This window comes from Pseudomonas sp. WS 5021, assembly GCF_012985535.1.
Classification (GTDB): Bacteria; Pseudomonadota; Gammaproteobacteria; order Pseudomonadales; family Pseudomonadaceae; genus Aquipseudomonas.
Genome location: NZ_JAAQWP010000002.1, coordinates 313,866 through 326,505 on the forward strand (window position 1 = coordinate 313,866; position 12,640 = coordinate 326,505).

General features: G+C 64.6%; 14 protein-coding genes. 3 read left to right on the top strand and 11 right to left on the bottom strand.

The features are described from left to right. Positions 1-5: 5 nt before the first annotated feature. The 8 genes from HBO19_RS07780 to nirS are packed head-to-tail and all read right to left on the bottom strand — an operon-like array spanning position 6 to position 5,326. Positions 6-524: an Lrp/AsnC family transcriptional regulator gene (locus HBO19_RS07780; RefSeq protein WP_169953105.1), complete on the bottom strand. Its 519-nt coding sequence runs from the start codon at positions 522-524 to the stop codon at positions 6-8. Beyond that, positions 499-942, bottom strand: coding sequence for an Lrp/AsnC family transcriptional regulator (locus HBO19_RS07785; protein ID WP_169953107.1), 444 nt, complete (start codon positions 940-942; stop codon positions 499-501). Before HBO19_RS07785 ends, HBO19_RS07780 begins: the two co-directional genes overlap by 26 nt. Further along, complete coding sequence (locus tag HBO19_RS07790) at positions 935-1,450, bottom strand: AsnC family protein (protein WP_169953109.1); 516 nt, start codon at positions 1,448-1,450, stop codon at positions 935-937. Before HBO19_RS07790 ends, HBO19_RS07785 begins: the two co-directional genes overlap by 8 nt. Then, positions 1,447-1,905, bottom strand: coding sequence for an Lrp/AsnC family transcriptional regulator (locus HBO19_RS07795; RefSeq protein ID WP_169864180.1), 459 nt, complete (start codon positions 1,903-1,905; stop codon positions 1,447-1,449). The genes HBO19_RS07790 and HBO19_RS07795 overlap by 4 nt, the downstream gene beginning before the upstream one ends. A 1-nt stretch (position 1,906) precedes the next feature. Continuing rightward, a complete protein-coding gene (locus HBO19_RS07800; RefSeq protein ID WP_170041266.1) occupies positions 1,907-3,079 on the bottom strand; it encodes a cytochrome D1 domain-containing protein in 1,173 nt (390 codons plus the stop codon). Then, positions 3,076-3,402 (bottom strand): cytochrome c, encoded by a 327-nt coding sequence (locus HBO19_RS07805; protein ID WP_170057218.1) that lies wholly within the window; start codon positions 3,400-3,402, stop codon positions 3,076-3,078. Before HBO19_RS07805 ends, HBO19_RS07800 begins: the two co-directional genes overlap by 4 nt. Positions 3,403-3,418: 16 nt before the next feature. Then, positions 3,419-3,733 carry a c-type cytochrome gene (locus HBO19_RS07810; RefSeq protein ID WP_169953116.1) on the bottom strand — a complete coding sequence of 105 codons (315 nt, stop codon included), beginning with the start codon at positions 3,731-3,733 and terminating at the stop codon, positions 3,419-3,421. A gap of 24 nt (positions 3,734-3,757) precedes the next feature. Further along, a complete protein-coding gene (gene nirS / locus HBO19_RS07815; RefSeq protein WP_262376912.1) occupies positions 3,758-5,326 on the bottom strand; it encodes a nitrite reductase in 1,569 nt (522 codons plus the stop codon). 302 nt (positions 5,327-5,628) lie between these two features. Here nirS and HBO19_RS07820 point away from each other — a divergent pair, with 302 nt between their 5' ends. The 3 genes from HBO19_RS07820 to HBO19_RS07830 are packed head-to-tail and all read left to right on the top strand — an operon-like array spanning position 5,629 to position 7,173. Further along, the gene (locus tag HBO19_RS07820; protein ID WP_169953120.1) at positions 5,629-6,405 is read left to right on the top strand and encodes a CbbQ/NirQ/NorQ/GpvN family protein; all 777 of its coding nucleotides are present in this window, start codon (positions 5,629-5,631) and stop codon (positions 6,403-6,405) included. Then, positions 6,389-6,955 carry a cytochrome c oxidase subunit 3 gene (locus HBO19_RS07825; protein WP_170057219.1) on the top strand — a complete coding sequence of 189 codons (567 nt, stop codon included), beginning with the start codon at positions 6,389-6,391 and terminating at the stop codon, positions 6,953-6,955. Before HBO19_RS07820 ends, HBO19_RS07825 begins: the two co-directional genes overlap by 17 nt. Then, positions 6,919-7,173, top strand: a complete 255-nt coding sequence (locus tag HBO19_RS07830; protein ID WP_169953125.1) for a cytochrome C oxidase subunit IV family protein — start codon at positions 6,919-6,921, stop codon at positions 7,171-7,173. The genes HBO19_RS07825 and HBO19_RS07830 overlap by 37 nt, the downstream gene beginning before the upstream one ends. A gap of 325 nt (positions 7,174-7,498) precedes the next feature. Here HBO19_RS07830 and HBO19_RS07835 read toward each other — a convergent pair whose 3' ends face one another. The 3 genes from HBO19_RS07835 to HBO19_RS07845 all read right to left on the bottom strand — a co-directional run bounded on the left by HBO19_RS07835 (position 7,499) and on the right by HBO19_RS07845 (position 12,461). Next, positions 7,499-9,355 carry an ABC transporter ATP-binding protein gene (locus HBO19_RS07835; RefSeq protein ID WP_170057220.1) on the bottom strand — a complete coding sequence of 619 codons (1,857 nt, stop codon included), beginning with the start codon at positions 9,353-9,355 and terminating at the stop codon, positions 7,499-7,501. Further along, a complete protein-coding gene (locus HBO19_RS07840) occupies positions 9,348-11,114 on the bottom strand; it encodes an ABC transporter ATP-binding protein (RefSeq protein WP_169953129.1) in 1,767 nt (588 codons plus the stop codon). Before HBO19_RS07840 ends, HBO19_RS07835 begins: the two co-directional genes overlap by 8 nt. A 114-nt stretch (positions 11,115-11,228) precedes the next feature. Then, positions 11,229-12,461 carry an acyl-CoA dehydrogenase family protein gene (locus tag HBO19_RS07845; RefSeq protein ID WP_169953132.1) on the bottom strand — a complete coding sequence of 411 codons (1,233 nt, stop codon included), beginning with the start codon at positions 12,459-12,461 and terminating at the stop codon, positions 11,229-11,231. Positions 12,462-12,640 lie beyond the last annotated feature (179 nt).

Below are 12,640 nucleotides of genomic sequence, written 5' to 3' on the forward strand. Positions count from 1 at the left end.
CTTCTTCAGCGCGCACGTGCAGGAGCGAGGGGAGAGCTCAGGCGCAAGCCGGTTTTTTTCAGGATGCGACTGCTCACCAGCATCTCGTCCGCCCGGCTGGCATCGCCCAGCAGGAAGCGCAGGTGTTCGCGGTAACTGTCGATTTCTTCACGGCTGCGCCCATGCACCATGGCGAACAGGTTGTACGGCCAGTCCGCGCGCCGGGGGCGGCGGTAGCAGTGGCTGACAAAGGGCTGGGCGCCGATCAGTTCGCCCAGGCGCGGCATCTGTTCGTCGCACACATCCCACACGGTCATGCCGTTGTGGCGGTAGCCCAGGCGATAGTGGTTCGGCACGGCGGCGATCCGGCGGATGGCGCCTTCCCCTTGCAGGCGCTTGAGCAGGTCCAGGGTCGATTCGACGCTGATACCCAGTTGCTCGGCGAGCCAGGTCCAGGGGTCTTCCACCAGCGGCAGGCCGGCTTCGGTCAAATGGATCAGGCGCTGGGCCAGGTTCTCGTCAAACCGGGAAATACAGGCCGACATGGTAGGTTTGCTCCTTGGGCAGGTTAAGCACCTCAAGCCCGGTCAGGGTGTGGATATGCGCCAGGGTCTGGTCGAGGTCGTCGCAGGTTGCGCAGGCCAGCACAAACCACATGTTCCAGGGATGCTCGCGCCGGTAGTTGTGGGCCACTTGCGGCAGGTCGTTGAGTTGCGCCGCGACCTCTTCAAAACGTGATTCGGGCACCGCAAGGGCGGCCAGGGTGAACGCGCCCCCCAGGCGCTCGATGTCGAACATCGGCCCGAAGCGTGTCAGCACGCCGTCTTCGAGCAGCAGGTGCAGGCGGTCGAGCAACGCGTCGGGCGTGCTGCGTAGCTCATCAGCCACTGCCTGCCATGGATCACGCACCAGCGGCAGGCCCCGTTGCAGGCGATTGATCAGTTGCCGGTCGAGTTCATCCATGGGCCCATACCTGTGACGGCGGCGGCGCAAAACGCCCGCCGCATTGCTTGAACATGCGCGTGCTGAACAGCAGGTGGTGGGGCAGGTCGCTGAGCAGATGCTGTTGCAGCAGCGCCTCGATCTGCGCCTGTACCGCTGCGCGTTCACGCCCGTGCACCATGCAGAACAGGTTGTAGCGCCAGTGCGGCAAGCGCCGTGGCCGCTGGTAGCACAGGGTGATGCCCGGCGCGCGGCCCAGGCGCTGGCCGACTTCATCGATCAGTGCATCGGGCACATCCAGCACCAGCATCGCATTGGCCACATAGCCCAGGGCGCGGTGGTTGAGCACCAGGCCGACGCGGCGGAACAGACCCTGTTCCTGCCATTGCTGCATCTGCTTGAGCACTTGCAGGTGATGGGCTCCGATCTGCTCGGCGAGGTCTTCATAGGGCCGCGACACGCGCGGCAGCCCGCGCTCCAGGCACTGGCGCAGGTCAAGCAATTGTTCATGGTTCAGCGGCGCGATCACGGGTGGACTCCCAGGGCGAAACCCAGGTCGATGCGGTAGGAGGTAAGCATGGGCAGGTCCAGGGGGATCAGGCCGGTGTCCTTTTCCAGCTCTTCCAGGATCTGTTCCAGATGGCGGCGATTAGGCCCGGTCAGCACAAACCACAGGTTGTAGTGATGTTCGCGGGCGTAGTTGTGATTGACCTCGGGGTAGCGGCTGATGCGCGCCGCCACTTGCTCCAGGCGCTCGGCGGGCACAGCCAGGGCGGCGAGGGTACTGGCGCCGGCACGGCTGTGATCGAACACCGGCCCGACCCGCGACAGCGCGCCCGCCAGTTCCAGGCGTTGCAGGCAGGCCATCAGCTCGCGCTCGCTGCAACCCAGGGTTTGCGCCATTTCCAGGTAAGGCTCGGCACACAGCGGCATGCCGTGTTGATAGCGGTCGATCAGGCGTGCGGTCAGTTCATCCAGTTCCATCTCAGTACCCCATTTTTTGCGCGCGGCTGCTGAAGAAGATGCCGCTGGGGCTGTCGGCCGGCAGGGTCTTGAGCAAGGTCAAACGATAAGGATCCCAGACCTGCACCTGCTGGCCGTCGCGAACCGACAACCACAGCTGCTCACCGCGCCCGGTGAATTCCATGTGCAGCACACCGGGGCCGGGGCGCAGGTCCGCGACCACCTGGTGGGTTTCACTGTCGAGTACCTGCACCCGATCGTTGTCGGGGTAGGCGAAGTTGACCCACAACTGGCGCCCATCGGGCCGTGCGGTGACAAAAATCGGCTGGCCGGCCACGGCGATGGCGGCGGTCTGTTGCCAGGTGCGTGCGTCCATCACCAGCACCTGGTGCCGGCCCACGGCGGGCACGAACGCCTGGTTGTCGGCCACGGCCCAGCCTTCCAGATGCGGCATCTTGTACACCGGCAGTTTTTCCTGGCCGCGACCGTAATCGGCCAGCACGCGCTTGACCCCCAGTTCGGGGTGCCACAGGTCGAGCTGGGCCATGCCGTCCTCGCCAAACAAACCGGCCATGTAGTAACGGCCATCGGCAGTGATCAGCGCGTCATAGGGCTGGCGGCCAATACCGCTGAAGCGGGTGATGGCCGGGGTGTTGCCCTGGCTGAAATCGGCGCTCCAGATCTCGTCGGTGTCAAACAGGCTGAACACAAAGCGCTGCCCTGGCGCATCCACCAGGCCCACCACCCGCGAGCGTTTGCCGTCGGCGACGGGCGTGGCCGGGATATCGGCCACCTGTTGCAGGGTCACCGCGTCGAACACCTTGACCCCGCCCGGTTGGTAGTTGGAGACCGCAATCAGGCGCCCATCCTGGCTGATCGCGCCGCCGATGCTGTTGCCGCCCTGGATCAGGCGTTGGTCGATGCGCTGGGTCAGCAGGTCGACCTTGGTCAACCCGCCGTCCCGGCCAAAGAGGTAGGCGTAGCGCTGGTCCCGGGAGAACACCGCCGAGGCGTGGGACAAATCCCCCAGCCCCTCGACCCGGGCCAGGCGCGCCTGGTGGCTGCTGTCGATAATCAGCAGGCTGCCGCTGGCACGCTCTACCACCAGGCCCAGGTCGCCGGTGCCGCGTAGCGGTGGCTGGACACAGGCCGTGAGCAACAGGCCGGCAATGCACACAAACAGGGGACGGATCATGGCGCAGGGGTTCCTTGCAGGAGGCGATCCACCAGCCAGGCAATTTCGCCGGCATTGAGCAACGGCGCCCAGCCAGGCATCGCCAGGGCAGGGCGGCCATAGGTCACGGTGGCAATCAGGGCATCGCGGGTCTGCCCGGCCAGGGCTTGGGGCGTCAGGGCCGGGCCCAGGCCACCGGTCAGGTGCAGACCGTGACAGGCCCCGCAGTCCTGGGTCAGCAGGTGTTCCAGCTGGACCTGGCGCGCAGGCACCGGTGCTCCGTGCACCGGCGCGGGAATGAGGAAAAGCAACGCCATGGCCGAACCGATTATCGAGACTTGCATGGCGTGCTCCTTGTGCTTATTTCAGGCTCAACACCCATTGGGCGAGGGTCAGGGCTTCGGCGTCGGTGACGGGGTTGGCCGGCATCGGAATCGGTCCCCAGTTACCCTGGGTACCGTTCTTGATGTGGCTGGCCAAGGTTTTGTCAGCGTCCTTGACGCCGGCATTTTTTGCCGCGACTTCCTTGAGCGCCGGCCCCACCATCTTGCTGTCGATGGTGTGGCAGGCAGCGCAGGGTTTGCTCTTGAACAGCGCCGCACCATCCTCGGCAACGGCCGTGGACAGGCTCAACGCCGCGCCCAGGGCCGCGAGTGCAAGCAGGATATTTTTCATTGGGTTGCCTCTTGTTGATGAAGCTCAATAAATGTCGAATTGGGTGTTGTAGACATTGAACTTGCCGGTCGGGGTAATCAGGCGCTTGTCCTTGATCACGTTCTTGAGCTTGAGGGTCTTGTCATCGACCACCACCAGCGCCGACTCCTCTTCCTGGCCGTTCCACACCGAGAACCACACTTCATCGCCCGCCTTGTTGTATTCCGGCTGCACCACGCGCAGGGCGCCTTGCTTGATGCCCGACCATTGGGCAATCGGCAGCACGGTGTAGCCGGCGTCGAGCTTGTCGATATTGAACACGGCCACCGACTGGCTGAGCTTGGTGTCGGGGTTGAGGGTGGTGTCGACGTACAGGTGCCGCGAGTTGGGGTGGGTCTTGATAAACAGCGAGCCACCGCCCTGGCCATTGAGCGAGGTCACCTGCTTCCAGGCGTACTGCGGATGCTTGACCGGGTCGGTGCCGATCACCGAAACCCCACCGTCACCCAAGTGGCTGGTGGCCCATACCGGACCATATTGCGGGTGCACAAAGTTGGCGCCACGACCGGGGTGCGGGGTCTTGCCCACATCCACCAGGGCGGTGAGCTTGCGCTCCTTGGAGTCGATCACCGCGACCTTGTTGGAGTTGTTCGCGGCCGTCATGAAGTAGCGGTGGGTGCTGTCCCAACCGCCGTCATGCAAGAAAGGCGCGGCGTCGATGGTGGTGATGGTGAGGTTCTTGATGTCCTGGTAGTTGACCAGCATCACCTTGCCGGTTTCCTTGACGTTGACGATGAACTCCGGCCATTCGTGGGAGGCGATGATCGCCGCCACACGCGGTTCCGGGTGGTACTCCTGTTTGTCCACGGTCATGCCACGGGTCGAGACGATTTGCTTGGGCTCCAGGGTCTCGCCGTCCATGATGGTGAACTGCGGCGGCCAGTAGGAACCGGCAATCGCGTACTTGTCTTCATAGCCCTTGAACTTGGAGGTCTCCACCGAGCGGGCCTCGATGCCCACCTTGATCTCGGCGACCTTGGTCGGCTCGGCGGGCCACAGGTCGATCATGTCGATCTTGGCGTCACGGCCGATCACCAGCAGGTAGCGGCCCGAAGCAGAGATCCGCGAGATATGCACGGCGTAGCCGGTGTCGATGAGTTTGACGATTTTTTTGCTGTCGCCGTCGATCAGGGCGATTTTGCCGTCGTCACGCAGGGTGACGGAGAACAGGTTTTCCAGGTTCAGCGTGTTGAGCTGCTTCTTCGGGCGGTCTTGGGGCTTGACCAGTACCTTCCAGGTCTTGAGGGTTTCGGCCATGCCCCATTCCGGCGGCGTCGGCGCGGTGTGCTGGATGAAGGTTGCCATGCTGGTGATCTGCGCCTTGGTCAGCGCATTGGAGGTGCCCCAGTTCGGCATGCCGGCGGGGGAGCCGTAGGTGATCAAGGCTTCCAGATACGCCTGGCCCCGGGCCTGGGTGATGTCCGGGGTCAGCGGCTTGCCGGTGGCGCCCTTGCGCAACACACCGTGGCAGCCGGCGCAGCGCTCGAAGTAGATCTGCTTCGAGGCATCGAACTCGGCTTGGCTCAAGTCGGGTGCGCCGGGGCTCTTGACCATGGCCGTCGCCGGTGCAGGTGCAGCCGCGAAGGCCTGCGTTGAGAGGGCCAGGGCCAGCGCGCAGCTGAGCCTGGCCAGCGTCAGTACGAAGGGTGTTTTGTTGCGAGTCAGCATTCCATCTCTCCTCAGGCAAGACCTTTGCGATCCGGGTAGAACGCAGGTTCTTAGTGCCAGCAGAGACTATGTCGAGGCGGGTGAATGACCGCTTGACGGCGATCAAGTTTGCCTTGAGTACGGCTTGCCAGGTTGTCGCAGGGCCCCGTAGCGTGGCCGTCAAACCCGTTGCCCATGCAAGGTGCACCATGACCGAACCCTTCTACCAAGCCGTCAACAACGAGCATGAGTTGTTCGAACACGCCTGGCGCCACCGCATGCCAGTGTTGATCAAGGGCCCCACCGGCTGCGGCAAGACCCGCTTCGTCCAGCATATGGCTCATCGTCTGCAACTGCCGCTGTACACCGTGGCCTGCCACGACGACCTCAGCGCCGCCGACCTGATCGGCCGTCACCTGATCGGCGCCCAGGGCACCTGGTGGCAGGATGGCCCGCTAACCCGCGCGGTGCGTGAAGGGGGTATCTGCTACCTGGACGAAGTGGTCGAGGCGCGCCAGGACACCGCCGTGGTCCTGCACCCGGTGGCCGATGACCGTCGCGAGCTGTTCCTGGAACGCACGGGCGAAGTCCTCAAGGCGCCGCCGTCGTTCATGCTGGTGGTGTCTTACAACCCCGGTTACCAGAACCTGCTCAAGGGCATGAAACCCAGCACCCGCCAGCGCTTCGTCGCGATGCGTTTTGGCTATCCGTCGCCCCTGGAAGAAGAACGCATCGTCGCCCGCGAAGCCCAGGTAGACAGCGCGCTGGCGGCCCAGGTGGTACGCCTGGGGCAGGCCTTGCGCCGGCTGGACCAGCATGATCTGGAAGAGGTGGCGTCGACGCGCCTGCTGATCTTCACCGCGCGCCTGATCGCCGCTGGCATGCACCCGCGTGAAGCGTGCATGGCGTGCCTGGCTGAAGCGCTGAGCGATGATCCGCAAACCGTTGCGGCCCTGATGGACGTGGTTGATGTTCACTTCAGTTGAACGGCGCCTGCCGGGCGACCTGGCGATGTGGTTCTTCATCCTCGCCGAACTCTCGGTGTTTGCGCTGCTGATCCTCGCCTTTGCGGCGGCCCAGATGCTCCAGCCTCAAGCCTTTGCCGAAGGCCGCGCACAGCTGGATACCTCCACCGGCCTGGCTATGACCTTGAGCCTGCTGACAGCCGGCCTGCTGGCGGCGTTGGCGCAGCAACAACGGCTTGCCGGCCAGCCTCGGCGGGCAAGTGGGTTACTGCTGTTGGGGCTGTCGGTGGCGGTGGTGTATGTGTGGATCAAGCTCGGCGAGTACGGGCACCTGGCCGCTGCCGGACTGGGACTGGAGCACAGCACGTTCTTTACCCTGTACTGGATTCTGACCGGGTTTCACTTCCTGCATGTCCTGTTGGGGATGGCGATCCTGGTATGGCTGGCGTGGCACTGCTGGCGTGGGGCTTATGGACCGGGGCGCCAGTCGGGGTTCGAGTCAGGGGTGCTCTATTGGCACATGGTGGATCTGGTATGGGTGGTGTTGTTTCCCCTGGTGTACGTGTTGTGAGGCTGCTGGCCTGCTGGGGCGCGTTGGTGCTGCTGAGCGTAGGCACGGTCATGTCGGGCGCTGCGGGGCTGTGGTGGATAGTGGTGTTGGCAGCAGTGGCCAAGGCCTGGATGATTACCGATGGGTTTATGGAACTGCGGCATGCGCCCCCGGGGTGGCGGGCCGCGATGTTGGCCTGGCCGGTGGTGTTGGTGATGGGGATTGTGGTGATGCATTAAGGGCGCACATTTATCGAAACTGCCGCGCCGCTTACCTGTGGGCTTGCCCGCGATAGCAATACATCAGCCGAAGAACATACTGCCTGACTCACCGCCATCGCCGGCAAGCCAGCTCCCACATGTGATTTGCAGTGTGGCCAAATTCTCTACCCAAGCCAGCGTCCCCTGTAGGAGCGGGCTTGCCCGCGATAGCAATACATCAGCCGAAGAACAGGCAGCCTGACCCACCGCCATCGCCGGCAAGCCAGCTCCCACATGTGATTTGTGCTGTGGCCAAATTCTCTGCCCAAGTGAGAGCCCCCTGTAGGAGCTGGCTTGCCCGCGCCTATATCACCGTTTCCGCCACGGAAACCACCCCTTGCGCGCCTCGCAGATACGACTGGTACAACGCCGCATACGCCCCCCCTTGTTCAATCAGCTGCCGATGCGGCCCAAGCTCCACCACCTGTCCATGCCGTACCACCGCAATGCGATCCGCATCCCGAATCGTCGCCAGGCGGTGGGCGATGATGATTGCCGTGCGCCCCTCGCACAACCGTCGCAAGGCCCGCTGGATGCGCCGCTCGGTATGGATATCCACCGCCGACGTCGCCTCGTCCAGCACCAGCACCGCAGGATCCGCCAGGTACGCGCGTACCAGGCACACCAGTTGCCGCTGGCCGTGACTCAGGTGTGCACCCAGTGGGCCGACTTCGGTGTGATATTGATGGGGCAGTCGCTCCAGCACTTCGTCGGCGCCCAGTTCGCGGGCTGCGGCGATCAGTCGGCTGTCATCGGCGTCCGGTGCCGCCAGGCGCAGGTTGTCGAGGATGCTGCCGCTGAACAACACGTTGTCCTGCAGCACCACCCCGACGTTGCGCCGCAGGGTGTGTTGCGCCAGTTCGCGCACATCGATGCCGTCAAGCAGCACCGCCCCCGTCTGTACCTCGTAGAAGCGCGTCAGCAGTTGCACCAAGGTACTTTTGCCATGCCCGGAAGGGCCGACAATCGCCAGCACTTGGCCGGCGGGGATGTGCAGGTCGAGATTGTTGATCACCGGTGCCTGCGCCCCCGGCGTATAGCTGAACCCCACCCCCTGGAAGTGCACTTCACCCCGCGCCCGCGCCAAGGTGGCAGGCGCGGCGCAGTCGGTGATCTGCGCCCGGGTATCGAGCAGCAGGAAAATCCGCTGGGCACTGGCCGACCCCGTGGCGTAGCGCTCGAACAGGTCGGACAGCTCCTGCAACGGCCCGAGGAACAAGAACACATAAAACAGGCTCTCCGCGACCTGGCCCACGGTCACATCACCCGCCGCCAGGCCATAGGCGCCCACCAGCAACAGCACGGCAATCCCCGCCGAGCTGAGCAGCGCGGTAAACGGAGCAAACCAGCTGGAGCGCAAGCTGCCGCGAATCAAGGCGTGGTTGAAGTCATCCAGCAGGCCACGATAGCGCCGCAGGTTCGGCCCTTGCTGGGCGCACTGTTGCAACAGGCGTACGCCGCTGACGCTTTCCACCAGGTGTGCGGTAAAGCGGCTGCGGTTTTCCGCGACCCTGGCCCAGTTGCGCTGGGATATCCGCTTGAAGCTCCAGGTCGCCAACACCAGCAGCGGTACCGTCGCCACCAGGCTGAGGAAGAAGCGCGGGTCGATGCGCCACAGCATCACCGAGGCCAGCCCACACCGCAGCAGGGCCCCGAGCAGTTCCGGCGGGCCCTGGATCAGCAGCGGTTCGAGGGCATCCACATCGCGATCGACCCGGGAAATGATGCGCCCGGCCCGGGTCTGGTCGAAGTAGCTGACACTCAAGCCCTGGACATGGGCAAACACCCGCACGCGCAGGGCGTTGAGCACCCCAATCGCCGCGCCCCCGGCGACGAACTGCGACACCCCGGCCAACAGGAAACGCAGCAGCCAACTGGCGGCCAACCCGAGGCCCAGCCACAGCACCAGGCGCTCATCCAGCAACCAGTGCTCGGCTTGTTGTACCAGGCCGCGGTCCAGCAGTTCACGCACAAACCAGGGGCGCAGGAACACGGTGAACACCAGCAGCACTTCAATGCCGATCACTGCCAGGATCTGCCGGCGGATCGGCTGCAGCAACGGCAGCAGGCGCTTGAACATGCTGCGGTCCAGGGCCTTTTTGGCAAGCATTTCTTCGATTTCGATATCGCTCAAGGCTTTGCCGGCGATTGGATTAGCCATGGTCGATCCCTAGCAGGTCGCGGTAGTGCGCGTTGGTGTGTTGCAGCTGGGCATGGGGTCCCTCGGCGGCGATCTTGCCGCCTTCGAGCATCAGCACCCGGTCGGCCAGGAGGATGGTCGAGAGCTTGCTGGAGATCACCAGCACCGTGGTGCCGCGCAGTTGCCGCAGGTTGTGCAGCACCAGGCGCTCGCTGATTGCATCGAGGGCGCTGGTGGCGTCGTCCAGGCACAGAATGTCTGGCGCACCGAGCAGCGCCCGCGCCAGGCACAGGCGTTGACGCTGACCGCCCGACAAGGTGACGCCGCGATCGCCCAGGGGTGTTTCCAGGCCCTGGGGCAAGCGCTGCAAGACGTCATCGGCTGCTGCCATGCGCAGCGCCGCGTGCAGTTGTTCATCGGTGGCGCTGGGTGCGCTCAGGCGCAGGTTGGCCGCCAGGCTGCCGGCAAACAGGAAACTCTCCTGGGGCACCACATGCACGCGGCGACGCAACTGTGCGAGGTTCAGGCTGCGGATATCCTGCCAACCGTCCTGCGCCGAACCCAGCAGCACGCGCCCGGCACTGACGTCGGTCAGGCGCGGCAACAGGCTGGCCAGCAGGCTCTTGCCGGTACCGGTGGCGCCCACCAGGGCGACGATTTCCCCAGGCTGCAAGGTCAGCGAGCAATCCTGCAAAATGTCGCGGCCACCCCCCGGCGCGCTGACGCTGACGTGCTCCAGGCGCAAGCCCAGGGGGCTGGCGGGCAGGCTCGCGCTGCCGTCGCCAATTGCCAGCGGCGCGTCGAGCAACTGCCAGATGCGTTCGGCACTGGCCCGGGCGTCGGCGAAGGTTTGCATCACCCGGCCAATGCCCTCGATACGAAACACCAGGGTGGTGGCGATCAGCAGTGAGGTCACCAGTTCACCGATGTTCAACTGCCCGGCCGCCACCAGATGGGCGCCGTACACCAGGATCCACACATGGCCGAACGCGACCACCGCCTGGGGCAGGGGGATGCGCGAGCTGGAATAGGCCAGGGCCTGGCGTGCGAGGCTGGCAAACACCGCCACCTGGCTGGAGAAGCCGTTGATGCGCTGCTGCTCCAGGGCAAATGACTTGATCACCCGCACCCCACCGATGCCTTCGCTCAGGTCCTGGTTGACCCGGTCGTAGGCCGCGCCCACGGCGCGATCCAGGCTCACCAGGCGCTCGGTCTGGCGCACGAAAATCCACAGGCCGGTGACGGTCAACAGCAACGGCACCAGGCCCAGCAGCGGGTGATACCAGCTCAACAAGCCCACCGTGGCCAGCACCACCAGCGGTGTTTCTACCACCTGGCGCCAAAAGCTGATCAGCGCATCGCGCACCTTGTCGGCATCGCGGGTGGTACGGGTGATCATCTCGCCCATGCCGTGTTGCCAGTGATAGCCCAGGTGCAGGTTCTGCACCTGGTCGAGAATGCGCTCACGCAGGCGCGTCAGCAGCTCCTGGCTGAGCACCAGGGACAGCACGCTGGCCGCGTATTGCAACACCCCGCGCCCCAGCGCCACGGCCAGCATCAACCCCAGCCAGTACCAGCCAAGGCTGGCGTCGAGGCTGCCATCCGCCTGGCGTACCACCGCGTGCCCGGCGCTGACATCGTTGACCGCATGGCCGATCAGCCACTGCTGCCAGACCAGCCCGAGGTTGATCGCCACATACAGCGCGGCCACCAGGCAGAAGCGCCAGGGCATCTCCCGGTAGATCGCCAGGCTGCGTAAAAGAGGATGTTTTTCGCTCATGAAAAGCTCAATCAAAACCCTGTAGGAGCTGGCTTGCCAGCGATCGGGCCCGCAAGCCATGCGCCGGTTTCAAGGGCGCCATCGCCGGCAAGCCGGCTCCTGCCAGGGAGGGGGTTAGCGGGTGGTAGCGCCCTGGGTCTGCTTGGCATTGAGGATCGCGGTGTATTCGCCCGGGTCCACGCCGTTGAGGTAGTAGTTGCCCACGTGGTGCAAGCGCCAGCGGATCGGGTCATGGGTGGTGTGCACCCGGGCATTGCGCCAGAAGCGGTCCAGGTTCCATTTGCTCAGGGACGAGCTGGCGCCCAGCAGCGAGAAAATATCACTGGAGATCTTCAGCGAAGCAGCGTCCGAATGCGCCCGCGCAGTGGCCACCGACAGGATCAACTCGTCTTGCAGCTCTTTGTTTTCCGGGTCTAGTTCATGCTGGTCGAACACCCGCGCGGCGTCGCGCAACAGTGACTCGGCCGCGCGCAAGGCCACGGCGTACTCGCCGACCTGCTTGATGATGTGCGGTTCTTCATTGGCGTGGTCCACGCCGCTTTCCACCCATGGCCGGGCGTTGTGCTTGAGGTAATCGACGGCGGCGCCCAGCGCGCCGGCCGCAATCCCGGTGTCGATGGCGGCGTGGAGGATCTGCGGGAAGGTCAGCCCGGTGCGTTTCATCGGGCCCTTGCGTTGCGAGACGAAGGCTTCGTCCAGTTCGATAGCGTCAAAGCGCACGGTACCACTGACCGAATTTTTTTGGCCGAAGGCCTCCCAGTCATCGAGCAGGGTCAGGCCCGGGGTATTGCGGTTGAGCAGCACGCTGGCGCCGCCATCGTCACTGGCTGCGGTCAGCGAGATCCACTCGGCGAGGTAGGAACCGGTGGAGTAGAACTTGCTGCCATTGAGCACCAGCTTGCCGTCGGCGCGGCGTTCGACGCGGGTCTTGAGGGCGAACTTGTTTTTCCCGCCCACTTCCGCCAGGGCGTTGCCGAAACGTTTGCCGGCCAGTACATCGGCAATCAGTCGATCGCGCACGGCGTCGCTGTAGCCGCTGAAAATCCCGCGCAGCATCACGTTATGGATTTGCAGCAACTGGCCGACGCCGCCATCGGCCACCGAGACCAGGCGTACGGTTTCGACGATGGTCTGCACCGAGGCACCCAGCCCGCCAAAGGCCTTGGGCACGCCGATGGCGGTCAGGCCGCTTTCGGACAACAGCTGGGCCTGGCGCCAAGGCAGTTGGCCGTTTTGCTGGGGGTCGGCGGCGATCCGGGCGATCTCCAGGGCGATCTCCCGGGCGACGGCGATGGCCTCAGCCTCGCTGTGCAGTTGGCGCGTGGGTGCCTGTTCAAACGTGGTCATTGCTACTCATCCTTATGCTAGATCCCGCCCCCTGTAGGAGCCGGCTTGCCGGCGATGGCGTTATCAAGGACGCCATCGCCGGCAAGCCGGCTCCTACAGGGGAGTGCGGTGTTGAAGGGGCTTGAGCAAGTTCTGCGCCAACGCCTAAATGCGGGCTTGCGGCGGGCGGGGTGTTGCTG

Excerpts from the sequence above, each read along its gene's own strand:
- HBO19_RS07780 (WP_169953105.1), bottom strand. The coding sequence starts at position 524 with ATGTCGGCCTGTATTTCCCGGTTTGACGAGAACCTGGCCCAGCGCCTG.
- HBO19_RS07785 (WP_169953107.1), bottom strand. The coding sequence starts at position 942 with ATGGATGAACTCGACCGGCAACTGATCAATCGCCTGCAACGGGGCCTG.
- HBO19_RS07795 (WP_169864180.1), bottom strand. The coding sequence starts at position 1,905 with ATGGAACTGGATGAACTGACCGCACGCCTGATCGACCGCTATCAACAC.
- HBO19_RS07800 (WP_170041266.1), bottom strand. The coding sequence starts at position 3,079 with ATGATCCGTCCCCTGTTTGTGTGCATTGCCGGCCTGTTGCTCACGGCC.
- HBO19_RS07805 (WP_170057218.1), bottom strand. The coding sequence starts at position 3,402 with ATGCAAGTCTCGATAATCGGTTCGGCCATGGCGTTGCTTTTCCTCATT.
- HBO19_RS07810 (WP_169953116.1), bottom strand. The coding sequence starts at position 3,733 with ATGAAAAATATCCTGCTTGCACTCGCGGCCCTGGGCGCGGCGTTGAGC.
- nirS (WP_262376912.1), bottom strand. The coding sequence starts at position 5,326 with ATGGTCAAGAGCCCCGGCGCACCCGACTTGAGCCAAGCCGAGTTCGAT.
- HBO19_RS07820 (WP_169953120.1), top strand. The coding sequence starts at position 5,629 with ATGACCGAACCCTTCTACCAAGCCGTCAACAACGAGCATGAGTTGTTC.
- HBO19_RS07825 (WP_170057219.1), top strand. The coding sequence starts at position 6,389 with ATGTTCACTTCAGTTGAACGGCGCCTGCCGGGCGACCTGGCGATGTGG.
- HBO19_RS07830 (WP_169953125.1), top strand. The coding sequence starts at position 6,919 with ATGGGTGGTGTTGTTTCCCCTGGTGTACGTGTTGTGAGGCTGCTGGCC.
- HBO19_RS07835 (WP_170057220.1), bottom strand. The coding sequence starts at position 9,355 with ATGGCTAATCCAATCGCCGGCAAAGCCTTGAGCGATATCGAAATCGAA.
- HBO19_RS07840 (WP_169953129.1), bottom strand. The coding sequence starts at position 11,114 with ATGAGCGAAAAACATCCTCTTTTACGCAGCCTGGCGATCTACCGGGAG.
- HBO19_RS07845 (WP_169953132.1), bottom strand. The coding sequence starts at position 12,461 with ATGACCACGTTTGAACAGGCACCCACGCGCCAACTGCACAGCGAGGCT.